A 26,546-nucleotide genomic window follows, 5' to 3' on the forward strand; every position below is an offset into this window, starting at 1 on the left:
ACGCGGGAAATTCAGGGGGAGGAGCCCCTGGCCGGCGGCGGCGTTCGCTGCAATGCGGCAGCGCCGGAGCGGCACGGCGCGCTGACAGAGCGCCGAATCTGGAGGAGAGCATAGCAGCGGGCCCGTTCCGGCAGCCCCGAAAGTAGGGGGAAAACCCGGCTCTATTCGCGCAATCGGCTTGCCATGGGCTGCGGATAATGCCTGACGTGAAAGTCTCCGCCGTGCGCGGCGAGACCTGGAAGCCTCCGGAGAAACCCGTCGCATGGATTCGTCTGCCAACTCTTTGATCAACCCCGACGCCCGCATGGGCCTCGCCCCCTCTGGCGCGGGCGCCTCGCCCGGCGTCGGCGCGGGTGCAGGCGTGGGCGGCGCGGAAGACCTCGGCGGCGGCTTCGCGCAGCGCCTGGGCTCGCTCTCGTCGCTGCGCAACGTGCGCGGCAACCCGCGCGCGCCGCTGATCTTCGCCGTGGCGTTGCTCGTAGCCGTGGTCGCCGGCCTCGTGCTGTGGTCGCGCGCGCCCGACTACAAGGTGCTGTACAGCAACCTGTCGGACCGTGACGGCGGCGCGATCATTACCGCGCTCCAGGCCGCAAACGTTCCCTATAAGCTTTCCGACGGCAACGGCGCCATTCTCGTGCCCGCCGAGCAGGTCAACGAAATGCGCCTGCGCCTCGCCTCCCAGGGCCTGCCGAAGAACGGGTCGGTCGGCTTCGAGCTGATGGACAACCAGAAGTTCGGCATCAGCCAGTTCGCCGAGCAGATCAACTACCAGCGCGCGCTCGAAGGCGAGCTCGAGCAAACCATCCAGTCGATCGCGAGCGTGAAGTCCGCGCGCGTGCATCTGGCCATTCCGAAGCCTTCGGTGTTCGTGCGCGAGCGCGAGGCGCCTTCCGCCTCGGTGCTCGTGAACCTGTATCCGGGCCGCATCCTCGACGACGGCCAGGTCGCCGCCATCACGCACATGGTGGCTTCGGCCGTGCCGGACCTGCCCGTGCGCAACGTCACAGTGGTCGACCAGGACGGCAACCTGCTCACGCAAAGCGCGACGGGCGTGGGCCTCGACGCCTCGCAGCTCAAGTTCGTGCGCCAGGTCGAGCACGACACCCAGGCGCGCATCGACGCGATCCTCGCGCCCCTCTTCGGCGCCGGCAACGCGCGCTCGCAGGTGAGCGCCGACCTCGACTTCTCCAAGCTCGAACAGACCTCGGAAGCCTACGGCCCGAACGGCAACCAGCAGGCCGCCGCGATCCGCAGCCAGCAGCAGAACATCTCCACGGAGATGCAGCAAGGCGGCGCGGGCGGCGTGCCCGGCGCGCTCACGAACCAGCCGCCGCAGCCCGCTTCCGCGCCCGTGAGCGCCCCGGCGGGCGCGAACGGCGCCTCTGCCGCGGTGCCGGTTTCCGATCATCGCGACACCACCACGAACTACGAGCTCGACAAGACCGTGCGCCACTATCAACAGGCGCCGGGCGACGTCAAGCGCCTCTCGGTGGCCGTGATCGTGAACTATCAGCCGAAGGTCGACGCCAAGGGTCACGCCACCATGCAGCCGCTCGACGCGCAGAAGCTCGCGCAGGTCGAGCAGCTCGTGAAGGACGCGATGGGCTACGACGCGAAGCGCGGCGACTCGGTGAACGTGGTGAACGCCGCGTTCCAGCAGGAAGTCGACCCGAACGCGAACCTGCCGTGGTGGCGTCAGCCCGACATCATCGCGCTCGCCAAGCAGATCGCGACGTGGCTTGGCATTGGCGCGGTGGCACTGTTCCTCTACTTCGTGATGGTGAAGCCGGCGCTGCGCCGCGCGTTCCCGCCGCCCGAGCCGGTGGCGCCCGCGCTGCCCGGCATGGCCGACGGCGAGCCGCTGCTGCTCGACGGCATTCCCGAGTCCGCGCGCGCCGCCGCCGGCGAAGGCGAAGACGGCGCGGACAGCGAAGCCGCCCTGCTCGCCTTCGAAAACGAGAAGAACAAGTTCGAACGCAACCTGGAATACGCGCGCAACATCGCGCGCCAGGATCCGAAGATCGTCGCAACCGTCGTGAAGAGCTGGGTGAACGATGAACGCTGAAGGCGCAACCAAGAGCGCGCTGCTGCTCATGTCGATCGGCGAGCAGGAGGCCTCCGAGGTCTTCAAGTTCCTCGGTCCGCGCGAAGTGCAGAAAATCGGCGCCGCCATGGCGGCGCTCAAGAACGTCAAGCGCGAAGAAATCGAAGCCGTGTTGCAGGACTTCGTGAAGGAAGCCGAGCAGCACACGGCCTTCTCGCTCGACTCGAACGACTACATCCGCAACGTGCTCACGAAGGCGCTGGGCGAGGACAAGGCCGGTGCGATCATCGACCGCATCCTGCAAGGCGGCGACACGAGCGGCATCGAAGGCCTCAAGTGGATGGACTCGGGGTCGGTGGCGGAGCTCATCAAGAACGAGCACCCGCAGATCATCGCCACGATCCTCGTGCACCTCGACCGCGACCAGGCCTCGGAAATCGCCTCGTGCTTCGCCGAGCGCCTGCGCAACGACGTGCTGCTGCGTATCGCGACGCTCGACGGCATCCAGCCGCAGGCGCTGCGCGAGCTCGACGACGTGCTCACGAACCTGCTCTCGGGCAGCGACAACCTCAAGCGCAGCCCGATGGGCGGCATCCGCACGGCGGCCGAGATCCTCAACTTCATGACGAGCCAGCACGAAGAAGGCGTGCTCGAAAACGTGCGCCAGTACGACGCCGAGCTCGCACAGAAGATCATCGACCAGATGTTCGTGTTCGAGAACCTGCTCGACCTCGAAGACCGCGCGATCCAGCTGCTGCTCAAGGAAGTCGAGTCGGAGTCGCTCATCATTTCGCTCAAGGGCGCGCCGCCCGCGCTGCGCACCAAGTTCCTCTCGAACATGTCGCAGCGCGCGGCCGAACTGCTCGCCGAAGACCTCGACGCGCGCGGCCCGGTGCGCGTCTCGGAAGTCGAGGCGCAACAGCGCCGCATCCTGCAAATCGTGCGCAATCTCGCCGAAAGCGGTCAGATCGTGATCGGCGGCAAGGCAGAAGACGCTTATGTCTGACACGACCTCCGCGAACGGCCATCGCTCGGCGTACCAGCGCTGGGAGATGGCGTCGTTCGATCCGCCGCCTCCCCCGCCGCCGCCGCCCACGCCCGACGAGACAGCCGCCTTCGAGGCGCAGCTCCAGAGCCTGCGCGACGCCGCGCACCAGGAAGGGCTGCGCTCCGGCCATGTGGCGGGCCAGGCGCTCGGCTATCAGGCCGGCCACGAACAGGGCCGCCAGCAGGGCTTCGAGCAGGGCCAGGCCGAGGCGCGCGCGCAAGCGGCGCAGCTCGCGGCGCTGGCGAGCCGCTTTAGCGACGCGCTCGAAACGGTGCAGGCGGGCGTGGCCGAAACGCTCGTCGAGCTCGCGCTCGACATCGCGCAGCAGGTCGTGCGCCAGCACGTGCAGCACGACCCCACGGCGCTCGTCGCGGTCGCGCGCGAAGTGCTGGCCGCCGAGCCGCAGCTCGTCGGCTCGCCGCAGCTCGTGGTGAGCCCGGCCGATCTGCCGATCGTCGAGGCCTACCTGATGGAAGACTTGCAGGCGCGCGGCTGGAGCGTGCGCACCGACCCGGCGATCGAGCGCGGCGGCTGCCGCGCGCAGGCCGCGACGGGCGAAACGGACGCCAGCGTCAACTCACGCTGGGAACGCGTGAGCGCGGCGCTCGGCAAGGCAAGGCCATGGTGAACCCGCCCACCCCGACGAGCCAAAAGACGATACACACGGGCGGCCTCACGCCGCTCGAGCAGGAACTCGCGCTCGCCTCATTCGGCCCGCACGCGCATGACCCCGCGCAAACCGGCGCGGTGCTCGTGGGCGACGACGGCGGCGCTGGCTCCAAGGGCGCAAGCGGCTCAAGCAGCTCAAGCAGCTCAAGCAGCTCAAGCGGCCGCAAGGCGCGCAAGGCACGCGAGATCGACGCCATCGACGCGATCAGCGCCGCGCTTGCGGCCGATGCGACCGACTCTGGCGACGCGGCCGACGCGGCAGAAACCAACGCCGCGCCCGAGGCGGCCCCCTACACGCCGCCGGCGAATTACGACCCGGCCAACCCCCACCTCGTTTCCTGGAACACGGTCCTGAACCGCGTGCGCGAGCGCAATGCGCTTGCGCTGCCGCTGCGCGGCTGCGGGCGTCTCACGCGCGCCGCGGGCCTCGTGCTCGAAGCCGTGGGGCTGCGCCTCGCCGTGGGCGCGGAGGTGATGATCGAACTGCCGCCGGGCAGCTCGCTGCCGATGGCCGAAGCCGAAGTGGTCGGCTTTGGCGGCGACAAACTCTTTCTGATGCCGACGACCCAGGTCGCGGGCCTCTTGCCCGGCGCGCGCGTCTGGCCGCTGGAAACCGCGCCCATCGCCGACCCGATGGCGGGCGCCAAGCGCCTGCCGGTGGGCTGGGGCATGCTCGGCCGCGTGGTCGACGCCTCGGGCAAGCCGCTCGACGGGCTCGGTGCGCTCAATACCGAGGCCGACGCACCGCTCACCGCACCCGTCATCAACCCGCTGAACCGCGAGCCGATCCACAAGGTGCTCGACGTGGGCGTGCGCGCGATCAACGCGCTCCTCACGGTCGGGCGCGGCCAGCGCATGGGCCTGTTCGCGGGCTCGGGCGTGGGTAAATCGGTGCTGCTCGGCACGATGGCGCGCGCCACCAGCGCCGAGGTGATCGTGATCGGCCTGATCGGCGAGCGGGGCCGCGAAGTAAAGGAATTCATCGAGCAGATCCTGGGCACGGAAGGCCTCGCGCGCTCCGTCGTCGTGGCCGCGCCCGCCGACGTGTCGCCGCTCCTGCGCATGCAGGCCGCCGCGTACACCACGTCGCTCGCCGAGTATTTTCGCGACCAGGGCAAGCACGTGCTGCTGCTCATGGACTCGCTCACGCGCTATGCGATGGCGCAGCGCGAGATCGCGCTCGCCATCGGCGAGCCGCCCGCGACCAAGGGCTATCCGCCTTCGGTGTTCGCGAAGCTGCCGGCGCTCGTCGAGCGCACCGGCAACGGGCCCGAGGGCGGCGGCTCGATCACGGCGTTCTACACCGTGCTCACCGAAGGCGACGACCAGCAGGACCCGATCGCCGACTCGGCGCGCGCGATTCTCGACGGCCATATCGTGCTCTCCCGCGCGCTCGCCGAGGCCGGGCACTATCCGGCCATCGACATCGAAGCATCGATCAGCCGCGCGATGACCGCGCTCATCGACGACCGGCATCTGAACCAGACGCGCGCGTTCAAACAGATGCTTTCGCGCTACCAGCGCAACCGCGACCTCATCAACGTGGGTGCATACGTGACCGGGCGCGACGCCGTGCTCGACCGCGCGATCGCGTTGTATCCGCGTATCGAGGCCTTTCTTCAGCAGGGTTTTCGCGAAACCGCGAACTATGATCAGAGCGTCGAGATGCTCGGCCAACTGATTGGAGCCAGATGATGACGAAGCAAACCGCGCTGCAAACCTTGATTGGCCTCGCTCAGGACGACGTGGACGCCGCGACGCAAAAGCTCGGCCGCGTGCAGCGCGAGCGCGGCGAGGTCGAAAAGCAGCTCGAGGCGCTCATCACGTACCGCGACGAGTATCACACGCGCTTCACCGAATCGGCGCGCAGCGGCATGGCCGCCGGCAACGTGCGCAATTTCCAGGCGTTCATCGACACGCTCGACGCCGCGATCGAGCAGCAGCGGCGCATTCTGGAGCAGGCGACAGCCCGCGTGGAAGCCGCCAAGCCCGAATGGCAGCGCAGCAAGCAGAAGCTCGGCTCGTACGAAGTGCTGCAAACGCGCCAGGATGAGGTGCAGGCCCGCAAGGATGCCCGCCGCGAACAACGCGACGCCGACGAGTACGCCGCCCGCGTGCTACGCATGCGCTCGTCGCAACACCCGTAACACGCATTCGAGGCCGCCAGCATGTCGCTCCTCTCCTCCGTCACCTCGCTTCTCGGGGCCGCCGCCGATGCCGTGTCGGGCAACAGCGCGTCGAACGCCGCCAGCCAGGCCGACTCGTCCACCCCGGATTTCGCGCAAGCGCTCCAGCAGCGCATCAGCGCGCAGAATTCGCAGGCCGCCATGAGCGCGGCGAGCTCACAGTCCACGCAGTCGTCGCAGGCATCGCAGTCGTCGCAAAGCTCACAGTCGGGACAATCGGCGCAATCGACGCAGGCTGCGCAGTCCACACAAACTTCGCAGTCCGCGCAGACGTCGCAATCCACGCCAACGGCGCAGTCGTCGCAAGGCGCGCAGTCGAACGCCTACGGCCAGTCGGGCGCGAGCACGTCGGCGGGCAGCAGCGCGTCGCAAAACACGACGAGCAGCAGCGGCACCAGCAACACCGGCAACACCTCGCAAACAGCCGGCACGAGCGGCGGTCAAGGTACGCAGCACGCGTCCGGTGCCGATCATCGCGTCGACGCCGTGCGCACCCAGCAAAAGCAGGCCGAAGCGGCGGGCGCGCAGGCCGCCGCTGCCCTGGCGCAGCAAGCCCAGCAGGCGCAACAGGCCCAGCAAACGCAGCAAGCACAACAAGCGCAAACCGACACGACGAACGGCAGCAGCACGAGCCAGGCAAGCAGCGACAGCACGCTCGCGGGTGTCGCCTCGGCGGCCGCCGCAGCAGCGGCTACGGCCGCCACGACGGTCGCGGGCGCGAGCACGGCGGGCGACGGCTCGGCCACGGGCGGCAGCACGACCGCCACGCCGAAGTCGGTGCACGAAGCGCTCCAGGCCGCGCTCGCCACACTGCGCGGCGGCGCGGGCGTGCCCGCCACGCGCGTGACGAGCGCCGCCGCGACCGGCACGACCGCCACGGACGCCACGAGCACAAGCACGAGCGCGGGCGCCGGTATTGCGAGCAGCTTCGCCTCGCACCTGAGCGCGCATGCGCAGGAGAAGGCCTTCGGCACGGCGGCCAGCAGCGGCGCGAGCGCCGACGCGGCGAAGAGCGCCACGGCAACGGCCGCCGACGCCGCGAAAACGGCCACCGACGCGCTCGCGGCGGCGGCGCAGCAACAGTCGGGCTCCGGCACGCAGGCCAGCGCCACGGCAGCCGATACGCTCGCAGCAAACGAGGCGGCAAACCAGGCCGCGGCCATCGCCGCCGCCACGGCGGCGCAGACCCAGGCCGCGCAGACGGCAAGCGCCGCCGCGAATCCCGTGGCCGCCGCGGCCGCCAGCGCCACACTCGCGCCGCAGGTCGGCACGAGCGCCTGGGAAGACGCGCTCAGCCAGAAGGTCGTGTTCCTTTCGAGCGCGCACCAGCAGTCGGCCGAACTCACGCTCAATCCGAAGGATCTCGGACCGCTCCAGGTTGTGCTTCAGGTCACGCAAAGCCACGCGCACGCGCTCTTCGTCTCGCAGCACCAGCAGGTGCGCGAGGCCGTCGAGGCGGCCCTGCCGAAGCTGCGCGAGTCGATGGAGCAGAACGGCATCGGCCTTGGCAGCGCAAGTGTGAGCGACGGCTTCTCGCGGCAGATGAACCAGCAGGCGCAGCAGGACAGCAGCGGCTCGGGCGGCTCCGGCAGCCAGAGTTCGGGGTCGGGCACGAGCGGCACCGTGAGCGCCAGCACCGACGACACGGACACGAGCGCCACCAGCACCACACAGCGCAGCGTCGGCCTGATCGACACCTTCGCCTGACGCGCGGCAACCGCGGCGCAACAGACACGCAGCCGCGTCTTCCTCCCCTCACGCGCCGCCGTATGCCCCGCCATGCCCGCGCAGACGGGTGCGGCGGCGCGGCGCCTTTGGGCGCGCGGCTTCGCGCGGCGCGCAACAAAACCACGAGATAGCCGGAATTCCCCCGTCTATTCCTCCCATCGCTGAAAGGCAAAAGCCGGAACAATGCAAGCTGCCCGGACTGACCATCAGGTCGGTTCTCCGGACCTTCGCAAGCATCCAGGCTCTCTTTCCGACATGGCGACCACGACCGCATCCCAGCAAGCCGCGCCCCAGGGCGCGAAACCCGGACCGATGAAGCGCATCCTCGTGATCGCGCTCATTGCGATCCTCGCCGCAGCCGCGGCGGGCGGCGCGACGTGGTTCTTCATGTCGCGCCACGCGGCAAGCGCGCCGGCCGCGCCCGCCGCGGCGCCTGCGGCCGCGCCCGTCTACTACGCGCTCGAGCCGATGACCGTCAATCTGCAATCCGACGACGGCGAATCGCACTACCTGCGCATCGGCCTGACGCTCAAGCTCGACAGCCAGGCCACCCAGGACGCGCTCGTCGCGCGCATGCCCGAGATCCGCAGCCGCGTGCTGCTCGCGCTCTCGAACAAGCATCCGTCCGACCTCGCGCCGCTCGACGGCAAGCGTGCGCTCGCCACCGAGCTCGCCGTGCTGATCTCGCAGCCCTCGGGCCCGAACGAAAAGCCGATGCGCGTGGACGACGTGCTGTTCACCGAATTCGTCGTCCAGTGAGCGCGGCTGACATGTATCCCGCGATGGAGGGCCAGTCATCATGACGATGGGTCACGACGAGTTCATGTCCCAGGAGGAGGTCGACGCCCTCCTCAAGGGCGTCACCGGCGAAGTCGACCAGGATTCGAACCAGGCCGAGAAGCAGGGCGTACGTCCCTACAACATCGCGACGCAGGAACGGATTGTTCGCGGCCGCATGCCCGGGCTCGAAATCATCAACGAGCGCTTTGCGCGCCTGTTGCGCGTCGGCATCTTCAATTTCATGCGCCGCACCGCCGAAATCTCGGTGGGCCCGGTGCGCGTGCAGAAGTACAGCGAATTCACCCGCAACCTGCCGATCCCGACGAACCTGAACCTCGTGCACGTGAAGCCGCTGCGCGGCACGTCGCTGTTCGTGTTCGACCCGAACCTCGTGTTCTTCGTCGTGGACAACCTGTTCGGCGGTGACGGGCGCTTTCACACGCGTGTGGAAGGCCGCGACTTCACGCAGACCGAGCAGCGCATCATCAGCAAGCTGCTCAACCTCGTGTTCGAGCACTACACGACCGCCTGGAAAAGCGTGCGGCAGCTCAACTTCGAGTACGTGCGCTCCGAAATGCATACGCAGTTCGCAAACGTTGCCACGCCCAACGAGATCGTGATCGTCACGCAGTTCTCGATCGAATTCGGCCCGACCGGCGGCACGCTGCACATCTGCATGCCCTACTCGATGATCGAGCCGATTCGCGACGTGCTCGCCTCGCCGCTGCAAGGCGAAGTGCTCGACGTGGACCGCCGCTGGGTGCGCGTGCTCTCGCAGCAGGTGCAGGCCGCCGAAGTCGAGCTCACGGCCGATCTCGCGCAGATCCCCGTGACGTTCGAGCAGATCCTGAACATGAAGAAGGGCGACGTGCTGCCCATCAACATCGCGGAGCACATCGTCGCCAAGGTCGACGGCGTGCCGGTGATGGAGTGCGGCTACGGAATTTTCAATGGTCAATACGCGTTGCGGGTCCAGAAGATGATCAGCGCAGCCGACACGATGAAGGAAGGTGGATATGAGTGACGTAAACGGCACGAGCGGCACGAACGCAGACGAGCCGGTGCTCGACCCGGGCTTCGACGCCGCCGCGCAGGACGCGGGCGCCGACTCGATGGACGACTGGGCGAGCGCGCTCGCCGAGCAGAACGGCAACGAGGTGAGCGCCGCCGCCCCCACGACGGCCGGCGTGTTCCAGCCGCTCTCGAAGGTCGATTCCTCGCGCACGGCCAACGACATCGACATGATTCTGGACATCCCCGTCCAGATGACCGTGGAGCTCGGGCGCACCAAGATCGCCATTCGCAACCTGCTGCAACTCGCGCAGGGCTCGGTGGTGGAGCTCGACGGCCTCGCCGGCGAGCCGATGGACGTGCTCGTCAACGGCTGCCTCATCGCCCAGGGCGAAGTGGTGGTCGTGAACGACAAGTTCGGCATTCGTCTCACCGACATCATCACGCCGTCCGAGCGGATCCGGAAGCTGAACCGATGAATCCCCAGGCTGTTCCCGGCGCGCGGCTGCTGCGATTTTCGTGGCGCCTCGCCGTGCACCTCTCGCTCGCCGGCGCCGCGCTGCTCGCCGTGGTGAGCGCGCGGGCCGCCGATCTCAAGGCCGTCAACGAAGCGACGCGCGCGGCCTCGGGCAGCACGGGCGCTTCGGCCGTGATCGCCGGCAGCGCGGTGCCCGCGCTCGGCTTCGGCGCCGTCGTGCAGACGGTGCTCGGCCTCGCGCTCGTGATCGGCGTGGTATTCGGCTGCGCGTGGCTCGCGCGGCGTCTCGGCCTGCAAGGCGGCATGAAAAACGCGCTCGTGCGCACCGTGGGCGGCGCTTCGCTCGGCGGCAAGGAGCGCGTGGCCGTGGTCGAGATCGGCGACACCTGGCTCGTGCTGGGCGCCGCGCCCGGCAACGTACGGCTCCTGCACAGCATGCCCGCGGGCGAGCTGCCCGCCGGCGTCACGGGGCCCGCCACAGCCGGCCCCGCCCTCTCAGGCACCTTCGCCCAGCGCTTTCGTGACGCGCTGAAAAGCGAGTCCGACAAACGCTTCAAGACGCGTTTCACACGTCACGACGGCGGAGCGCAGTAAATGCACGGCAGTTCCCTCCCAGCGACGCCCGCAGGCGGTGAAGCCCGCGCGCGCCTCGACTCCCTCGCGAAGATCGCGCGCACGGCGCTGCCGTTCGCGCTGATGCTCGGCGCGGGCGCTCTCGCCTTTGCGCTGCCGCATATCGCGCACGCGCAGGCGGCACAAGCGGCGGGCCTGCCCGCCTTCAACACGAGCCCCGGTCCGAACGGCGGCACGACCTACTCGCTGAGCGTGCAGACGATGCTGCTGCTCACGATGCTGTCGTTCCTGCCCGCGATGGTGCTGATGATGACGAGCTTCACGCGCATCATCATCGTGCTCTCGCTGTTGCGCCAGGCGATCGGCACGACGACCACGCCGCCCAACCAGGTGCTCGTGGGCCTTGCGCTCTTTCTCACGCTGTTCGTGATGTCGCCGGTGCTCGACAAAGCCTACAACGACGGCTACAAGCCGTTCGCGGCGGGCACGATTTCGATGGACGACGCCGTCGCGCGCGGCGTCGCGCCCTTCAAGACGTTCATGCTGCGTCAGACCCGCGAGTCCGATCTCGCGCTCTTCGCGCGCATCTCGCACGCGGCGCCCATGCAAGGCCCCGAGGACGTGCCGCTCACGCTGCTCGTGCCCTCGTTCGTCACGAGCGAGCTGAAGACGGGCTTCCAGATCGGCTTCACGGTCTTCATTCCGTTTCTCATCATCGACATGGTGGTGGCGAGCGTGCTGATGTCGATGGGTATGATGATGGTCTCGCCCGCGACCATTTCGCTGCCGTTCAAGCTCATGCTGTTCGTGCTCGTGGACGGCTGGCAGCTCATCATCGGCTCGCTCGCGCAGAGCTTCACCTGAGGAGACTGACATGACGCCAGAAATGGTCATGACGCTGGCGCACGATGCGATGTACGTCGCGCTGTTGCTTGCCGCGCCGCTCCTGCTCGTGTCGCTCGTGGTGGGTCTCGTGGTGAGCCTTTTCCAGGCGGCCACGCAGATCAACGAATCCACGCTCTCGTTCATCCCCAAGCTGATCGCCATTGCCGTCACGCTCGTGATCGCCGGGCCGTGGATGCTCACGAAGATGCTCGACTACATGCACCACATGTTCACGAGCATTCCGCAGATCGCGGGCTAGGCGCGCCTCGCGCGCCGCCTGCGGCTTCCGGCCCACCATGTTCACTGTCACCTACGCGCAGCTCAACGCCTGGCTCACGGCGTTCCTGTGGCCGTTCACGCGCATTCTCGCGCTCGTGGCGGTCGCGCCCGTGGTGGGCAACCGCTCGGTGCCCACGCGCGTGAAGATCGGCCTCGCGGGCTTCATCACGCTGATTGTCGCGCCCACGCTCGGCGCGATGCCGCAAGTCACGGTGTTCTCCGCCGAAGGGGTGTGGATACTCGTGAACCAGTTCCTCATCGGCGTCGCGCTCGGCTTCACCATGCAGCTCGTGTTCGCCGTGGTCACGACGGCCGGCGACCTGATGGGCCTCGGCATGGGTCTGGGCTTCGCAAGCTTCTTCGACCCGCAGGCCAACACCACCACGCCCGCGCTCTCCTCGTGGCTGAACATGATGGCGATGCTCGCCTTCCTCGCGTTCGACGGCCATCTGCAAATGATCGCGGCGCTCGTCGCCACGTTCCAGTCGGTGCCGGTCACGGCGAACGTGCTCGGCGCGAGCGCGTGGCGCTCGATCGCCAGCTACGGCGCGGTCGTGCTCTCCTCGGGACTGCTGCTCGCGCTGCCGGTGGTGGTGGCGCTCCTCATCACCAATCTGTCGCTCGGCATTCTCAATCGCGCGGCCCCGCAGATCGGCATTTTCCAGATCGGCTTCGCGCTCACCATGCTCGTGGGCCTGTTCCTCATCCAGATCATGATGCCGAACCTGATTCCTTACTTCGGCCGCCTGTTCGACAGCGGCATCGACCAGATGGGGCGCGTGGCCGGGGCGCTGCGCCCGCCTGGGTGAGCGTCGAACGAGACGCAAACGGCGCGTGGCGAACCAACAAAAAAGCGGACCGGAGTCCGCTTTTTTTTCGACCGTGCCGCGCGTTTGCGTCAGGGGTTGATGTACTGGAACAGCGACAGGTTCTGCGTGGCGGCGAAGCTCTTTTGCGAAGCCGTGAGCGCGTTCGAAAGCTGCTCGTACTGGCTGATCGCCGCCACCGTGTCGGTGCTCGTGAGGTCGGTGAGGTTCGAGGTGACCTGGAGCGAGTTGTTCGACGTGACCGTCTGCAACGCCTTGACTTCCTGCTCGCGGCCGCCCACGGAAGCCTGCACCGTGATGACGTTCGACAGCGAGTTGCCGATGCGCGTGAGGCCCGTGTTCAGCGCGTTGTTGAGGTTCGCGGCCGCGGCGGGCGAGCCGCTCGCGGGCGTATTCAGCGCGCTGATGATGTCGTCGATGGTGCCGAACACATCGGTGTTCTGCGACGCCGTGGCGGGCGACACGCCGAACGAATCGCCCACGGCGGGCGTGCCGGTGATCGTCACCTTCATGCCGGTGCCGAGGTCGATGGTGTCGCCGTCGGTAAAGTCCACAGGGCTCGAAGGCGTACCCGTGCCGTCCGTCACCGTATAGGCGAGCTTGTTCGTTGCCGTGTCGGTGACGAAGTTGATCGTGTACTTGTCGTTGTTGGTCGCTTGCGTCGGATCGGTCACCGTCACGGCGCTGATCACGCCCGTGCCCGTGTTCGGCGTAGTCGCCGTACTACCCGAAGGCACGATGTCCGAGCCCACGGCCTGCACGCTCTGGAACACCGTGGCGCCCGTGTCGCCCACCGAGATCGAGCGCGTGCTGGCCACCTGCATGACGCGCTGGCCCGAGTCGCCGTTGTAGGTCGCGCCGCCGGACGAATTGTTCGAGAACACCTGCGAGGTGCTCGTGAAGCCCGAGAAGATGTAGTTGCCCGCGCCGTCCGTGGTGTTGGCGAGCGTCATCAACTGGTCGCGGTAGCCCTGCATCTGCTTGGCGATCGCCTGGCGCGCGGTGTCGGTGAGCGAGCCGTTCTGCGCTTCGATGATGAGCGAGTTGATGCTCTGCATCGTGCTCGTCACGTTCGTGAGCGTCGTGTCTTCCAGTTGCAGCGCGGTGAGCGCCGTGCTCTGGTTCGACGCGTACTGCGTGAGCGTCGCGCTGGTGGCGGACAGCGTCACGGCCTGCGCGGCGCCGAGCGGATTGTCGGCGGGGTTCGAAATCGCCACGCCGCTTGCGATCTGCTGCTGGACCTGGAGAAGCTGGGACTGCTGGTTCTCCATCGTCGCCACGTTGGTGGAGAAAATCTGGGAAGTCGCGATACGCATGGGTCAGCGCCTTACTAAAAAATGCCGATCAAGGTCTGGAACAGCGAAGCCGCCGTCTGGATCACCTTGCTGTTGGCCTGATAGAGCTGCTGATATTGCAGCAGGTTCGCCGCTTCCTCGTCGAGGTTTACGCCCTGGACCGACTGTTGCTGCGAAGTGAGCTGCGTGACGAGCGACGCCTGCGACGTGCTTTGCGCCTTCAACTGGCTCGCGGTGTTGCCGATCGAGTTGACGTAGTTCGCGTACGCCGACGTGAGCGTGAGCGAACCGCTGAACGCCGTGCTCGACGTGAGGTTGGCGAGCGCGAGCGCGTTGCGGCCGTCCTGCGTGCCGCTCTTGTTGCCGTCGATGGTGAACGAGTCGTTGTTCGACGGCGTGCCCGACATCGTGAAGCTGATGTTGGTCGCGACGCCGTTGGCGCCTTTCGAATCCGTCAGGTTCGTGATCGTGTAGCTCGCGCCGTTGGTCGGGTCGTACGGCGGGTTCGTCGGAGGCGTCGTGGTGTTGTCGACCGTCACGGAGGTCGTGGCGCCACCCACCGTGACCTGCACGACCGTGCCGTTGGGCAGGCCGGTCAGCGTGCCTGCCGACGAGTCGTAGGTGAGTGTGGCCGGCAGGTTGGTGGTCGAATAGCCCGTGCCGACCGAGCCCTGCGTCACGTTGCCCGTGCCCGCGTTCGTCGTGGCGGCCGACACCACCACGGGCGTCGCCGCCGCGATCGCCGCAGGGTCGCTGGTCGCAACCGAGAAGGTCGAAAGCGGGTTGGCCGAGAGCGGCTGGATCGTGTACGAATCGTCCCCGGTCGGCGTGCTGGGAAGCGTGATCGAAAGACCGCCGATCGTGAACGGCGAGGTCGCGCCAGGCGTCGCGCTGTCGACCTTCGTGTTCGTCGTCGAGTCGGTCAGCGTCCAGGTGGACGAGGCGTTGTCGTAGCTGAGCGCATAGCTGTCGGTGAGCGTCAGCGCCGAGGTGTCGCCCGTGAGCTGCACGGACGGCGTGAGCGACGCGTCGGCGTTGCCCGAAGCCGCAGTGACGACCGGGCTGCCCACCGTGAAGAGATCGCCGCCGGCGCCACCCGAGAGCGTGAGCCCAAGCGCGTTTTGCGCATTCACCTGAGCGGCGAAGCTTGTGACGATCGCGCCGAGTTGCGCTTCGGCGGGATCGAGCGTGTCCTGCACGAACGAGACGAGACCGCCCACCGTGCCGCCTTGCAGCGCCGCCGAGTTCAACACCTGCGGCGTGCCGAGCGACGACGCGCTCGCGCCGTTCATACCCACCCACGTGACCGCCAGTTCCGACGAATTCGTGCTCGACGGCTGCGTGCCGAGGTTGTAGCTCTGGTTGCTCACCACGAGCGGCTGGCCGTTGCCGAGGAACACGCTGTAGCCGCTGCTGCCCTGCACGACCTGCACGCCGACCAGTTGCGAGAGGTTCGCGACCGCCTGGTCGCGTTGGTCGAGCAACTGGTTGGGCTGCTGGCCGGTCGCGCTCGCGCTCGTGATCTGCGCGTTGAGGTTGGCGATCTGCTGCGTGTAGCTGTTGATCTGCGTGACGGCGCTCGTGAGCTGAGTGTTCACGCTCTGGCGCATCGCGTCGTACTGCTGGCCCGCGGCGTTGATCTGCGTGGCGAGCGTCTGCGCGTCGGACAGCACGGTCTGGCGCGCGGCGGTGCTGGAAGGCGAATTCGAGACGTTTTGCAGTCCCGAGAAGAAGTTCGTGACCGCCGTGGCGATGCCCGAGGTCGGGCTGCCCACGAGGTTCGAGAGCTGCGTGGCGAGCGTGTACGAAGCCGTGTACGAGCTGTTGGTCGACTGCGCGTTGTTGAGCGCCGTCGTGAGGTACTGGCTGTACGCGCGCTGCACGGTCGCGGTGGTGACGCCGCCGCCGATATAGCCGCTCGACGTGTACTGACCGGCCGACTCCTGGTACACCGGGGACTCGACGGTGTAGCCCGCCGTCGTCGAGTTGCTGATGTTCTCGCCGGTGGTCGCGATACCAATCTGTGCAGCCTGGAGGCCGCTCAGACCGATCGAGAAGATGTTGGACATGCGTGATCCTCGAAAACGGCCTGCCCCCTGGCAAACCGCGTGGGTGAACTCACGGTATAACGGCAGCGCGTTGCGAAAATTGAGCGCCCGATGAGGGCGAAAACGTTAGCGCGGGTGGGCTCGCGCTTCACGTCTGATGCCGGCGCAATGGGCGCAACGGGCGCAACGGGCGGGCGCACGCGCGCCCCTCGCCTCAAGCGCGCGCGAGCGCGCGACGCTTCATCTCGAGCTGCGTGATATAGCGCTGCAACGTGTTTTCGGACGCGCCGGGCAGCGCCTCGAAGCGAAAACCGAGGTGATAGCGGCGATCGCCATTGGGCAGGTCGATAAAGCGCAGCACCACGAGCGCGAGATCCACGCGCAGCTTGCCGTGCGCGCGCAGGTCGAGCTCGACGTCGGGCAGATGCAGGCCCATGTCGAGCACCGCGACGCGCTCGTCGGTCGTGCGCAGCCCGAGGCCGCCCAGCGACAAATCGTGCACCTCGTAGGCGAAGCGCTCGCCGCCGCTCGGCAGGTCGCCGCGGCAGATGCACGGTTCGAGCACGGGCGTGTCGACGCGGAAATACTCGCGCCGCTGCACGTAGAACAGCACTTCGGGGAAGTCGGCTTCGAACGCGGGGCGCCCTTCGAATTCGGTGCGGCGCGGCGTTGCCGTGGAGAACTCCACGCGCACGCCGTCGGGCGAGGCGTGGAACTGGCACTCGGGCGCGGCGAGCACGCCCGCGTTCTGCTCGGACATCGCGCCCCAGTCGAACACGAAGGTGCGCTCGCGTCCGTTGACGGCGAGAATGCGTGTGACGAGCTGCCCGCCGCGATACTGGAGCGTGAGGAAGTCGCCGCGGTTGACGAGGTTGCGTAGCTGGACGCCGATCTCAAGCGGATTGCGGCGCCCGAAATCGTGGGAGCCTTCCGCGCCCTCGCCTGCTTCCTGTGGATTCGACTGAACGGTATTCATCGGCCTGCCGGAAATTCGTGAACGTGCCGGCGCGCTGTCCGAGCTTGCCCGCGCGCGCCGTTCGGAGGGTATTTCCCCCCGGTCTGCTTTTTCATCTCGCCTGCATTAGCGGCAGTCCGGGCCAAAAATTTAGGGATTCGGCGTAAAAAAAACGCACCCTCGTCCGGTGCGCGGCGCGAGAGTGCGGCATTTTCCGGCTACGGCGCCGAAGCAACGTTTGCGCGGGGCGATCTTACGCCATCCGCTGCATGATGGTCAGAAGCTTCTTCGCGTAGTGCGGATCGGTCGCGTAGCCCGCGCGCTGCATGCCTTGCGCGAAGCCTTCGGCGCTCTTCGAGCCGTTGATCACCGACGCATAGCGCGGATTGCTCTTCAGCAGCGTGGCGTAGTCGGTCATCGCGTCCTCGTACGAGTCGTAGGCGCGGAATTTTTCCACCACGCGGTGCGGCTCGCCGTTCACGTATTCGGTCGTGAGCGTCGAGACGGTCTTGCCGGTCCAGTCCTTCGTCGCCTTGATGCCGAACACGTTGTGGCTCGTCGAGCCGTCGGCCTTCTTGATTTCGCGCTTGCCCCAGCCCGATTCCAGTGCGGCCTGGCCGAGGATGAAGCGCGCCGGAATGCCCGTGCTGGAACTGGCCTGCTGCGCGGCGTTGGCGAGCTTGTCGACGAAGGCATCCACCGAGGCGTCGCCGTTGCCCTTGACCGGCGGCGTGAGCGCGCTGTTGCCGCTGTAGCCCGAGCCGTTGGCGAGCGCGCCGTTGGCCGCCGCGTTGCCATAGGCGCGTCCGAGTGCGTTGAGCATCGCGAGGTTGCCCTCGCTCGCGTCGGAGCCCGACAGGCCCGAGATCGCGCCCGCCACGCCGCCCGCGCCACCAGCACCACCCGCGCCGTTGGCGCCGCCCATGCTGCGCATGAGCTGCTTGAGCATGGCGTTCGCCACGCCGATGCCCTTGTTCGACATCTGCTGCGAGAGCTGCTGGTCGAGCATCGAGGTGAACTGCGCGCTGTCGTGCGAGTCGAGCGGGCCGTCGTCGGGCGTCGCGTCGCGCATGCTCTTGAGCATCATCTGCGTGAATACGGCGTCGAACTGCTTGGCGGCCATCTTCACGCCCTGCTGCGGCGAGGCGTTGGCGGCCGCGCGCATGGAGTCGAAACCCTGCACGTCGAGCGCGAAGCGGTTGGTCAGATCGAGGCTGCCGCCGATGTTCTTCGTGTTATCCAAGTTTCACCCCCTTAGATGATCTCGAGGTCGGCGCGCAGCGCGCCCGCCGCCTTCATCGCCTGAAGGATCGACATGAGGTCCGCCGGCGTCGCGCCGAGCGCATTGAGCGCCTTCACGACTTCAGCGAGATTGGCGCCCGCGGTCACGAGCTTGAGCGATCCGTTGTCCTGCTTTAGCTGGATTTGCGACTGGCGCGTCGCCACTGTCTGGCCGTTGGAGAACGCGCCGGGCTGGCTCACCGCCGTCTGCGTGTTCACGACCACGGAAAGATTGCCGTGCGCGACCGCGCAGCTATCGAGCGTGACCATCTGGTTCATCACGATCGAGCCGGTGCGCGCGTTCAGGATCACCTTGGCGGCCGGCTGGGCCGGGCTCACGTTGAGATCCTGGATCTGCGCGATGAAGCCCACCTGCGCCCCGGGGTCGGCCGGTCCGTGCACCTGGATCGTGCGGCCGTCGAGCGGCATGGCCGTGCCCTGGCCGAACATGTTGTTGACCGCCGAGACGATGCGCTGCGTGGTGTCGTAGTCCATGTCGTTGACGGTCATCGTGAGGATGCCGCCTTGCTGCGAGACCGGCGACACCACGGCGCGCTCGACGATCGCGCCGCCCGCGATGCGGCCCGCCGCGAGCTGGTTCACCTGCACCCGGCTACCGTTGGCCGAGGCGCCCGCACCGCCCACGGCCACGTTGCCCTGGGCGAGCGCGTAGACCTGGCCGTCGGCGCCCTTGAGCGGCGTGAGCAGCAGCGTGCCGCCGCGAATGCTCTTCGCGTTGGCGAGCGACGACACGGTGATATCGATCTGCTCGCCGGGCCGCGCGAACGGCGGCAGCACGGCCGTGACCATGACCGCGGCCACGTTCTTCAACTGCATGTTGTTGAGCGTGGACGACGAACCCGAGGCCGTCGACGTGTTGTTGATCGAAATGCCCAGGTTCGCGAGCATGTTCGCGAGCGTTTGCGTCGTGAACGGCGCCTGGGTGGTCTGGTCGCCGGTGCCGTCCAGACCCACCACGAGACCGTAGCCGATGAGCGGGTTGTCGCGCACGCCCTGGAACGTGGCCAGGTCTTTCACGCGCTCGGCGCGCGCGGGCGTGGCATAGGCGACGAGGGCGCCGCAGGCGAGCACGAAGCCGAACGCCACGCCGAAGGCGGCGAGCACGTCCTTCACGCGCGAGTGGCGCGAACGATGGAAGCGGATCTTCACCATGGCGCGATGTTCAGGAAAAAGCGTTGCAGCCAGCCCATCGTCTCGGCCTCGTCGATCACGCCCTTCGCGGAGTATTCGATCTTCGCGTCGGCGACGTCGGTCGAGAGCACGGAGTTGTCTCCGGCAACGGTGTTCGGATTGACGACGCCGGAAAGGCGCACGTATTCATTGCCCTGGTTGATGAGCATCTGCTTCTCGCCGGAGACGACGAGATTGCCGTTGGGCAGCACGTTCGTGACGGTCACGGTAATCACGCCCGTGAACGTGTTCGAGGCATTCGCGCCGCCCGTGGCGTCGAACTGGTTCGCACCCGACGCCGCGAGGTTGGCGCGCGAGAAGAAGCCCGGCGCGAAGCCGTAGGTCGGCACCTGAAAGCTCGTGCTGCCGCCGCGCTTGGTATTCGCGCCCGAGGACTTGGTCGCGTTGATGTTTTCGGAGATGACGATCGTGAGAATGTCGCCGATATTGCGCGGACGCTGGTCCTCGAACAGCGGCCTGCCTGCGTAGCCGGGGTTGTAGATCGCACCCGGCGAGTTGTTGACGGGCGGCGCGGGCGGCACCGCCGTCATGGGCTGCTGCGTGATCGGTTGCCTGTTCGGGATGTAGGCGCAGCCCGCGAGCAACGCGAGCGCCACGCCCGCCACGAGCGCGCGGGGGTGGCCCGGATGCGCCGCGCGGGTGCGAGGATGGGTTCGTACGGACTGCGACATGCTGATCACCGACTCGTTTAACTAAGGACCTGTCCTCAGACCGACATCTGGCTGAGGGTTTGCAGCATCTGGTCGGAAGTGGTGACCGCCTTGCTGTTGATTTCGTAGGCGCGCTGCGTCTCGATCATGTTCACGAGCTCCTGCACCACGTTCACGTTCGACGCTTCCACATAGCCCTGGTTGAGCGTGCCCGAGCCGTTCTGGCCCGGCGTGGACACCGTGGGCGCGCCCGACGAAGCCGTTTCCGACATCAGGTTCTGCCCGTTCGACTGAAGGCCGGCCGGGTTGATGAACATGGCGATCTGGAGCGAGCCGATGGTCGTGTTGTTGACCGAGCCCGGCGTCGTGACCGTGACCACGCCGTCGCTGCCGATGGTGAGCGAGGTGGCGTTGGCGGGCACGGTGATCGCCGGGATCACCTGGTAGCCGCTGGAGGTCACGAGCTGGCCCTGCGAGTTGGTCTGGAACGAGCCGTCGCGCGTGTAGGCCGTGGTGCCGTCGGGCATCTGCACCTGGAAGAAGCCCGCGCCGTTGATCGCCACGTCCTTCGAGTTGCCGGTCTGTTGCAGATTGCCTTGCGTGTAGAGACGCTCGGTCGCCACCTGCTGCACGCCGGTGCCCACCTGGCTGCCCGAGGGCAGTTCGGTTTCCTGGGTCGAGTTCGCACCCGGCTGGCGCAGCGTCTGGTACATGAGGTCCTCGAACACCGCGCGCGAGCCCTTGAAGCCGTTGGTGCTCACGTTCGCGAGGTTGTTCGAAATCACGTCCATCTGTGACTGCTGGGCCTGCATGCCGGTGGCGGCGATGTAAAGCGATCGGTTCACGGTGTCTTTCTCCCGGCCCGGCTTCGCGCGGCGCATGATGCGGCGCGAGCGGCCTTCAATGGCTTCGAAATGGCTTAGCTGCTGAAGTTGAGCAGCTGGTTCGCGCTCTGCTCGTTCTGGTCGGCGTTCTGCAAGAGCTTGGTCTGCATCTGGAACTGCCGCGCGTTGGCGATCATCGAGACCATCGCCGCCACGGGGTTCACGTTGCTGCCCTCGAGCGACTCGGTGGCGATCTGCACGGTCTGGTCCGCGTCGGCGGGGTTGCCGTCCGCCGTGCGAAAGAGGCCGTCGTCGCCGCGCGTGAGCGAGCCCGCGGGCGGGTTGACGAACTTGATCTGGTCGATCATGGCGATCGCCATCGGCGGGCTGCCCGGCGCGATGGCCGACACCGTGCCGTCCGTGCCGATCGTGACCGCCGAGCCCGGCGGCACCGCGATCGGGCCGCCGCCGCCGATCACCTGCTGGTTGCTGGCCGTGACGAGCTGGCCGTTTTCATCGACGTGCAGGTTGCCCGCACGCGTGTAGGCCTCGTTGCCGTCGGCCGTCTGCACGGCGATGAAACCCGCGCCCTGCACGGCGATGTCGAGCGGGTTGCCGGTATGCGAGATCGCACCGGGCGTCATGTCCGAGCCAGGCGTCGACGAGAGCACGTAGGTGCGCGTGGTCTGGTCGTTCACCGTCGAGCCGTCGCCGAACGACATCGGCACGGCGCGAAAGTTGGCGAGCTGCGCGCGAAAGCCCGTGGTCGAGACGTTCGCAAGGTTGTTCGCGACGACGGCCTGCTGCTCGAGCGCCTGGCTCGCGCCCGTCATCGCGGTATAGATCAGTCGGTCCATGATGTGCCCGGTGCGTGGTTAGGCGCTTACATCTGCAACAGCGTCTGGTCGACGGTCTGCTGCGTCTTGATGGTCTGCGCGTTCGCCTGGTAGTTGCGCTGCGCCGTGATCAGGTCGACGAGCTGGTTGGTCAGATCCACGTTCGACGCTTCGAGCGCGCCGCCCGTGAGCGTGCCGTGGTTCGTGCTGCCCGGCGTCGAAACCTGCGCGACGCCCGAGGCGGCCGTCTGCTGGAACTGGTTGCCGCCCAGGTTCAGGAGGCCGTTCGGGTTGTTGAAGTTGGCGAGCACGATCTGGCCGAGCGCCATGGTCTGGCCGTTCGAGTAGTTGCCGGTGATGGTGCCGTCCGAGCCGATCGTGAAGTTCGACAGCGTGCCGCTCGCGTAGCCGTCCTGCGCGAGGTTGTTCACGCCCGAGGCGCCGCCGTATTGCGTCGTGCCGGTGAAGTTGAGGGTCAGGCTGAGCGGCGAGGCGCCGTCGTCGAGCTTGGTCGGGTCGGCCGTCGATGCGACGTTGAGCTTGAACTCGCCGAGCGCGGCGGTTGCGGTGCCCGTGGAGTCGGTCGTGGCCGTCAGCGCGCCCGACGAATCGAACGACATCGTGCCGAGATCGGTCGTCTGGCCGGCGGCGACGGCATAGACTTGAGCCGAGCCGGTTGCGTTCTGCACGAAATACAGGTTGACCTGCTGCGTGCCGCCGAGCGAGTCGTAGGCCGTGATCGACGTCGAGTAGTTGTAGCTGGTCGAGTCGGTCGGATCGAACGTCTTCGTCGTCGGCGCCGTGGCCTGCGCGTTCAGGTTCAGCTGCGCGGTGATGTTCGACGTCGGCAGCGGTGCGATGTTGGTGGTCGGCACCTTCAGCGCCACCGTTTGCGCCGAGTTGATCACGCCGTTCGAATCGGCGGCGTAACCCATCAGGTCGTTGCCCGCCGCGTCGGTGATGTAGCCGTTCTTGTCGAGCTGGAACACGCCGTTACGCGAGTACGTGATCGTGCCGTTGTTCGACATCTGGTAGAAGCCGTTGCCGTTGATGGCGACGTTCAGCGCCTGGCCCGTCGTGGTGATCGTGCCTTGCGAGAAGTCCTGCTGCACGGTCGAGAGCGCGGCGCCGAGGCCGATCTGGTTGCCCACCGCCGTCGCGACAGTGTTCGCGTACACGTCGGCGAACTGCGCCGTGCTTTGCTTGAAGCCGGTCGTGTTCGCGTTGGCGATGTTGTTGCCAATCACGTCGAGGTCGTTCGACGCCGCGGCGAGGCCGCTCAATCCTTGCTGGTAGCCCATGTTCGTCTACTCCGCGCTGTTTGCGTTGATTATCGTGTTCAGAGAATGGCGCCGACGCTCGAGAGCGCGACGGTCTTGCCGTTGGCGAGCGAGAGGCTCGCGGAGCCGTCCGACTGCTGGACCACGCCCTGCACCTGGCTCGCGACGAGCGCCGTGGCGGTGGCCGACTGACCGTTGGTCGTCGCGCTCGCGGTGATCGTGTAGGTGCCGTCGGCGACCGTGTTGCCCGAGGTGTCCTTGCCGTTCCAGGTGACCGGCACCGTGCCCGCCGACTGCGCGCCGAGGTCGAGCGTGTTGACGACCTGGCCTGCCGAGTTCGTGATCGTGAGCTTCACGTCCGACACCGCCGAAGGCAGCGTCACGCCGAGCTGCGGCGCCGTGCCGCTCGACACGGCGGCGCTGCTGCCGGGAGCGAGCACGGTCGAGCCGATCAGCAGCGCGGCCTGGGCGTTCTGGCCCGCCGAAAGCTGCGTGGAGAGCGACGAGAGCGACGTGTTGAGCTGCTGGATGCCCGAGACCGTATTGATCTGCGCGAGCTGCGACGTCATCTGCGAGCTGTCCATCGGATCGGTCGGATCCTGGTTCTGCAACTGCGCGACGAGCAGTTGCAGAAAGGTCGTTTGCAGATCGCTCGCGCTCGTGCCGCTCGTCGACGAGGACGAGCTGGAGCTCGTGCCGTTCATGGTGTCGAGCAGTTGCTGCGACACGGTGGCGGTGCTGCCGCCGATGGTTGTGTTGCTGGAACTCAACGCGTTCTCCTCGATTGCGCTTCGTGCTTGGCGTGTGGTGACGGGCGCTGGATGGTTTCGCGCCCGCTGGTCTCTGTGTTTGCTGCGTTATGCGTGTGGTGCCGATGGGGCCGCTTCACGTACCTGCGTCAGGTCCCGATCGTGAGCGTCTTGAGCATCAACTGCTTGGCCGTGTTCAGCGTTTCGACGTTGGCCTGGTACGAGCGCGACGCCGAGATCATGTTCACCATCTCCTGCACCGGATCGACGTTGGGCATCGTCACGTAGCCGTCCGCGTTGGCGGAGGGGTTGGACGGGTCGTAGGTCTGCTTCATGGGCGTGGGGTCGTCCACCACGCCCGTCACCTTCACGCCGCCCACCTGCTGGCCCGAGGCCGTGCGCGCGCCGCCGAGCGGATTGACCGCGAACACCACCTGTTTCGCCTTGTAGGGCTGGCCGTCGGGGCCGGTCGTGCTGTCGGCGTTGGCGAGATTGGACGCCGTCACGTTCAGTCGCTGCGATTCCGCCGTCATGGCGGAGCCCGCAACGCTGAAGATGTTCATCAGGGATGGCATGGTTTCGTTGACCTCACATCAGGTGCGCGCCGCTGCGCGCGTTGGTCGCTGCTTCATTCGTGTTCCGGGCGCGCCGCTCAGGTCGAGCCCGAGGTGATGGCGGAGAGCATCGTCTTGATCTGCTGCGAGACGACGGTCATGCCCGACTCGAAGTGCAGCGCGTTGTCGGCGAACTGCACGCGCTCGGTGTCGAGATCGACCGTGTTGCCGTCGAGCGCGGGCTGCATCGGCACGCGGTACATGAGCTGGCTCTTGTAGGTGTCGGCCGGGCCGCCCGTCGGGATCAGCTTCGCGTCGCCGGCCATGTGGCCCGGCGTCGTGGACGACATCTGCATGCCGCTCGTCACGCCCGCGGGCTGCGCCATGGCGAGCGGCTGGGCGTTGCCGCCCGCCGTGCCCGCCACCGCGGCAACCAGTCCCGTCGTGCCGGCCGACGCGCCCGTGCCCGACTGCCGCAGCGCGCCCGCGAGCGAAGCCGCGAAGTCGACGTCGCGCGCCTGGTAGCCCGGCGTGTCGGCGTTCGCGATGTTCGACGAGATCAACGCCTGCCGCGTGGCGCGCACGTCGAGCGCTTCGCGCCCGAAGGCGAATTCGGCATCGAGTTTGTCCAGCATCGGGCGTTCTCCGTGACGCGAAAGGTGGATAGGCGTGAGCGCGGCGGCATCGCCAGCGGCGTGGAAACCGGCGCAAACGTTAAGCGCGCGGCCCGCAAGCCTTTGCGCATGGAGTGGAATCTTAGGCGGGGCTGGCAAGAACCAATCGGACGAATAGCCGGTAAAGCGCCCCTCTATTCGACGCAAGCTCGCGGGGGGCGCCGCCTAGAATGCGAGGCGTGTCAATGCATTCGATGGAGAACGACGATGCCGCAGACTGCCTCTTTCCGTGGGCCGCGCGCCGGCCTGGAACGGCGAGCGCGCGCCTTGTCGTGGGCGTTGCCAGGCGTTTCGCCGTGGGCCGCTTCATGCGCCTGCGCGCTCGCCTTCGTGCTGGGCGGCACGGCCGCGCACGCGCAGAGCGCGCCGCAGGGCGCGGGCGGCCAGGTCTTTATCGCGGGTAACGGCGACCGCGCAGGCACCGACGCCGCGCAGATGAGCGCGATGCTCGCGACGAACGCCACGAATGCCACGAATACGAAGCCGGCCAGTGCCGCCGCGAGTGCGCCAGTCAATGTGCCGACTAACACGCCGGTCAATTCGGCCGCGAATGCCCAAGCCGGTACGCCCGCGCCGCTGCGCGCGGCGAGCTACGCCGACCTCAACGCGCACGGCGTGCCCGAAGATGCGCGCGCCGGCGTCGATTCCGCCGGCATGATCACGATCCCCGGCCCCGGCGAGCGCACGTCGCAAGCCGACGCGCCGCGCATCGTCACGATTCCCGCGCCGGGCACGAGCGCGCAGCCTGCACGCGTGCCGCCCGCCAGCGTGAACAGCGCGACAAACAGCGCGGGCGCGCTGCAACGCGTGAACGTCGCGAGCGCGGCGAACCGCGTGGCGCCCGTGGTGGTCGACGCCGCGAGCGCGAACGGCGCGCCCGCCGCGAAGCCGGTTGCGAGCGCAGGCGCAAACACAGGCACAAACGCCAGCGCGGTCGCCATGAACACCCAGGCCACACCGCCCGGCCAGCAGGACGGCGAATCGATCCGCGCCGCCGCGCTGGCCTTCCTTCAGCAGCAGTCGGCGGGGTTGCCCGGCCGCGTGACGGTCACGGTCTCGCCGGTGTTCCCGCGCGGCCTTGCGGCCTGCACTTCGCTCGAACCGTTCATGCCGCCGGGCGCGCGCACGTTCGGCCGCACGACCGTGGGCATGCGCTGCATCGGCGCGAAGCCGTGGACGCTCTACGTGGGCGCGCGCGTCGCCGTCGACATCACGTACTACGTGGCCGCACGCCAGATCGGCGCGGGCGAGGCCCTCTCGGCCGCCGACTTCATGCCGCGCTCGGGCGACCTCGCGAGCCTGCCGCAGACCGTCGTCACCGACCCCAACCAGGCGAGCGGCGCCGTCGCCCGCATGCGCATCTCCGCCGGTCTGCCGCTGCGCACCGACATGCTGCGCAGCGCGGCGTCGGTCATCATCGGACAGACCGTCAAGGTGATCGCCGTGGGCACCAATTTCACGATCTCCGCCGAAGGCAGCGCGCTCAGCAACGCGGAGCCGGGCCAGCAGGTGCGCGTGCGCACGAGCGGGGGCCAGGTCATCACCGGCGTGGTCAAGGACGCCGGCACGGTGCAGATCCAGATTTAGGGCGGATTGGGATGAGACGGATCGAGCGCGACCTGAACGGGCCTGGTTGCGCCCCGGTTGCGACTGTGTGCGCCAGCACACGTAACAGCGTGT

Annotated in this window: 26 protein-coding genes; 14 read left to right on the plus strand and 12 right to left on the minus strand. The window is 67.6% G+C overall.

All coding sequences use genetic code 11. The features are described 5' to 3' along the window. Positions 1-262 precede the first annotated feature (262 nt). From fliF to fliR, 13 genes are all read left to right on the plus strand, one after another. The gene (fliF, locus tag C7401_RS02945) at positions 263-2,065 is read left to right on the plus strand and encodes a flagellar basal-body MS-ring/collar protein FliF (protein ID WP_112169869.1); all 1,803 of its coding nucleotides are present in this window, start codon (positions 263-265) and stop codon (positions 2,063-2,065) included. Beyond that, positions 2,055-3,050, plus strand: coding sequence for a flagellar motor switch protein FliG (gene fliG / locus C7401_RS02950; RefSeq protein WP_112169870.1), 996 nt, complete (start codon positions 2,055-2,057; stop codon positions 3,048-3,050). Before fliF ends, fliG begins: the two co-directional genes overlap by 11 nt. Next, positions 3,043-3,720 carry a flagellar assembly protein FliH gene (fliH, locus tag C7401_RS02955; RefSeq protein WP_112169871.1) on the plus strand — a complete coding sequence of 226 codons (678 nt, stop codon included), beginning with the start codon at positions 3,043-3,045 and terminating at the stop codon, positions 3,718-3,720. The genes fliG and fliH overlap by 8 nt, the downstream gene beginning before the upstream one ends. Then, the gene (gene fliI, locus C7401_RS02960; RefSeq protein WP_112169872.1) at positions 3,714-5,456 is read left to right on the plus strand and encodes a flagellar protein export ATPase FliI; all 1,743 of its coding nucleotides are present in this window, start codon (positions 3,714-3,716) and stop codon (positions 5,454-5,456) included. Before fliH ends, fliI begins: the two co-directional genes overlap by 7 nt. After that, positions 5,456-5,908 (plus strand): flagellar export protein FliJ, encoded by a 453-nt coding sequence (gene fliJ, locus C7401_RS02965; RefSeq protein WP_112169873.1) that lies wholly within the window; start codon positions 5,456-5,458, stop codon positions 5,906-5,908. Before fliI ends, fliJ begins: the two co-directional genes overlap by 1 nt. Before the next feature lie 21 nt (positions 5,909-5,929). Next, positions 5,930-7,654 carry a flagellar hook-length control protein FliK gene (locus C7401_RS02970; protein ID WP_112169874.1) on the plus strand — a complete coding sequence of 575 codons (1,725 nt, stop codon included), beginning with the start codon at positions 5,930-5,932 and terminating at the stop codon, positions 7,652-7,654. A 276-nt stretch (positions 7,655-7,930) separates the two neighbouring features. Then, positions 7,931-8,434 carry a flagellar basal body-associated protein FliL gene (fliL, locus tag C7401_RS02975; protein WP_112169875.1) on the plus strand — a complete coding sequence of 168 codons (504 nt, stop codon included), beginning with the start codon at positions 7,931-7,933 and terminating at the stop codon, positions 8,432-8,434. Positions 8,435-8,480: 46 nt separating this feature from the next. Next, positions 8,481-9,479, plus strand: coding sequence for a flagellar motor switch protein FliM (gene fliM / locus C7401_RS02980; RefSeq protein ID WP_112170271.1), 999 nt, complete (start codon positions 8,481-8,483; stop codon positions 9,477-9,479). Continuing rightward, complete coding sequence (fliN, locus tag C7401_RS02985; protein WP_112169876.1) at positions 9,472-9,945, plus strand: flagellar motor switch protein FliN; 474 nt, start codon at positions 9,472-9,474, stop codon at positions 9,943-9,945. The genes fliM and fliN overlap by 8 nt, the downstream gene beginning before the upstream one ends. Continuing rightward, a complete protein-coding gene (gene fliO, locus C7401_RS02990) occupies positions 9,942-10,538 on the plus strand; it encodes a flagellar biosynthetic protein FliO (protein ID WP_112169877.1) in 597 nt (198 codons plus the stop codon). Before fliN ends, fliO begins: the two co-directional genes overlap by 4 nt. Before the next feature lie 102 nt (positions 10,539-10,640). Further along, positions 10,641-11,381: a flagellar type III secretion system pore protein FliP gene (fliP, locus tag C7401_RS02995; protein ID WP_224040141.1), complete on the plus strand. Its 741-nt coding sequence runs from the start codon at positions 10,641-10,643 to the stop codon at positions 11,379-11,381. A gap of 10 nt (positions 11,382-11,391) precedes the next feature. Beyond that, the gene (gene fliQ / locus C7401_RS03000) at positions 11,392-11,661 is read left to right on the plus strand and encodes a flagellar biosynthesis protein FliQ (protein ID WP_112169879.1); all 270 of its coding nucleotides are present in this window, start codon (positions 11,392-11,394) and stop codon (positions 11,659-11,661) included. Between the two features lie 37 nt (positions 11,662-11,698). After that, entirely contained in the window at positions 11,699-12,490 is a 792-nt protein-coding gene (fliR, locus tag C7401_RS03005; protein WP_112169880.1) for a flagellar biosynthetic protein FliR, read from the plus strand. A gap of 89 nt (positions 12,491-12,579) precedes the next feature. Here fliR and flgL read toward each other — a convergent pair whose 3' ends face one another. The 12 genes from flgL to C7401_RS03065 form a co-directional block, all read right to left on the minus strand. Beyond that, positions 12,580-13,824 carry a flagellar hook-associated protein FlgL gene (gene flgL / locus C7401_RS03010; protein WP_112169881.1) on the minus strand — a complete coding sequence of 415 codons (1,245 nt, stop codon included), beginning with the start codon at positions 13,822-13,824 and terminating at the stop codon, positions 12,580-12,582. A gap of 14 nt (positions 13,825-13,838) precedes the next feature. Further along, positions 13,839-15,872 carry a flagellar hook-associated protein FlgK gene (flgK, locus tag C7401_RS03015; RefSeq protein WP_112169882.1) on the minus strand — a complete coding sequence of 678 codons (2,034 nt, stop codon included), beginning with the start codon at positions 15,870-15,872 and terminating at the stop codon, positions 13,839-13,841. A gap of 193 nt (positions 15,873-16,065) precedes the next feature. Continuing rightward, entirely contained in the window at positions 16,066-16,827 is a 762-nt protein-coding gene (locus C7401_RS03020; RefSeq protein ID WP_112169883.1) for a flagellar brake protein, read from the minus strand. Between the two features lie 232 nt (positions 16,828-17,059). Next, positions 17,060-18,049, minus strand: coding sequence for a flagellar assembly peptidoglycan hydrolase FlgJ (flgJ, locus tag C7401_RS03025; protein ID WP_112169884.1), 990 nt, complete (start codon positions 18,047-18,049; stop codon positions 17,060-17,062). A gap of 11 nt (positions 18,050-18,060) precedes the next feature. Next, positions 18,061-19,260, minus strand: coding sequence for a flagellar basal body P-ring protein FlgI (locus C7401_RS03030; protein WP_112169885.1), 1,200 nt, complete (start codon positions 19,258-19,260; stop codon positions 18,061-18,063). Further along, entirely contained in the window at positions 19,254-19,970 is a 717-nt protein-coding gene (locus C7401_RS03035; protein WP_112169886.1) for a flagellar basal body L-ring protein FlgH, read from the minus strand. Before C7401_RS03035 ends, C7401_RS03030 begins: the two co-directional genes overlap by 7 nt. A 35-nt stretch (positions 19,971-20,005) precedes the next feature. Next, positions 20,006-20,794 carry a flagellar basal-body rod protein FlgG gene (flgG, locus tag C7401_RS03040; RefSeq protein WP_112170272.1) on the minus strand — a complete coding sequence of 263 codons (789 nt, stop codon included), beginning with the start codon at positions 20,792-20,794 and terminating at the stop codon, positions 20,006-20,008. A 74-nt stretch (positions 20,795-20,868) separates the two neighbouring features. Beyond that, positions 20,869-21,630 carry a flagellar basal-body rod protein FlgF gene (flgF, locus tag C7401_RS03045; protein ID WP_112169887.1) on the minus strand — a complete coding sequence of 254 codons (762 nt, stop codon included), beginning with the start codon at positions 21,628-21,630 and terminating at the stop codon, positions 20,869-20,871. Positions 21,631-21,656: 26 nt separating this feature from the next. After that, on the minus strand, positions 21,657-22,910 hold the full coding sequence (flgE, locus tag C7401_RS03050; protein WP_112169888.1) for a flagellar hook protein FlgE: 1,254 nt from the start codon (positions 22,908-22,910) through the stop codon (positions 21,657-21,659). Positions 22,911-22,948: 38 nt separating this feature from the next. Further along, positions 22,949-23,593: a flagellar hook assembly protein FlgD gene (locus C7401_RS03055; protein ID WP_112170273.1), complete on the minus strand. Its 645-nt coding sequence runs from the start codon at positions 23,591-23,593 to the stop codon at positions 22,949-22,951. A 194-nt stretch (positions 23,594-23,787) separates the two neighbouring features. After that, positions 23,788-24,213, minus strand: a complete 426-nt coding sequence (gene flgC / locus C7401_RS03060; protein WP_112169889.1) for a flagellar basal body rod protein FlgC — start codon at positions 24,211-24,213, stop codon at positions 23,788-23,790. A gap of 77 nt (positions 24,214-24,290) precedes the next feature. Continuing rightward, positions 24,291-24,827, minus strand: a complete 537-nt coding sequence (locus tag C7401_RS03065; protein WP_112169890.1) for a flagellar basal body protein — start codon at positions 24,825-24,827, stop codon at positions 24,291-24,293. Positions 24,828-25,073: 246 nt separating this feature from the next. On the opposite strand from C7401_RS03065, the gene flgA reads away from it, so the two are divergent. Further along, positions 25,074-26,453 (plus strand): flagellar basal body P-ring formation chaperone FlgA, encoded by a 1,380-nt coding sequence (gene flgA / locus C7401_RS03070; RefSeq protein WP_258396818.1) that lies wholly within the window; start codon positions 25,074-25,076, stop codon positions 26,451-26,453. Positions 26,454-26,546 lie beyond the last annotated feature (93 nt).

The sequence above is a fragment of the Paraburkholderia unamae genome (genome assembly GCF_003268775.1).
Classification (GTDB): Bacteria; Pseudomonadota; Gammaproteobacteria; order Burkholderiales; family Burkholderiaceae; genus Paraburkholderia; species Paraburkholderia unamae.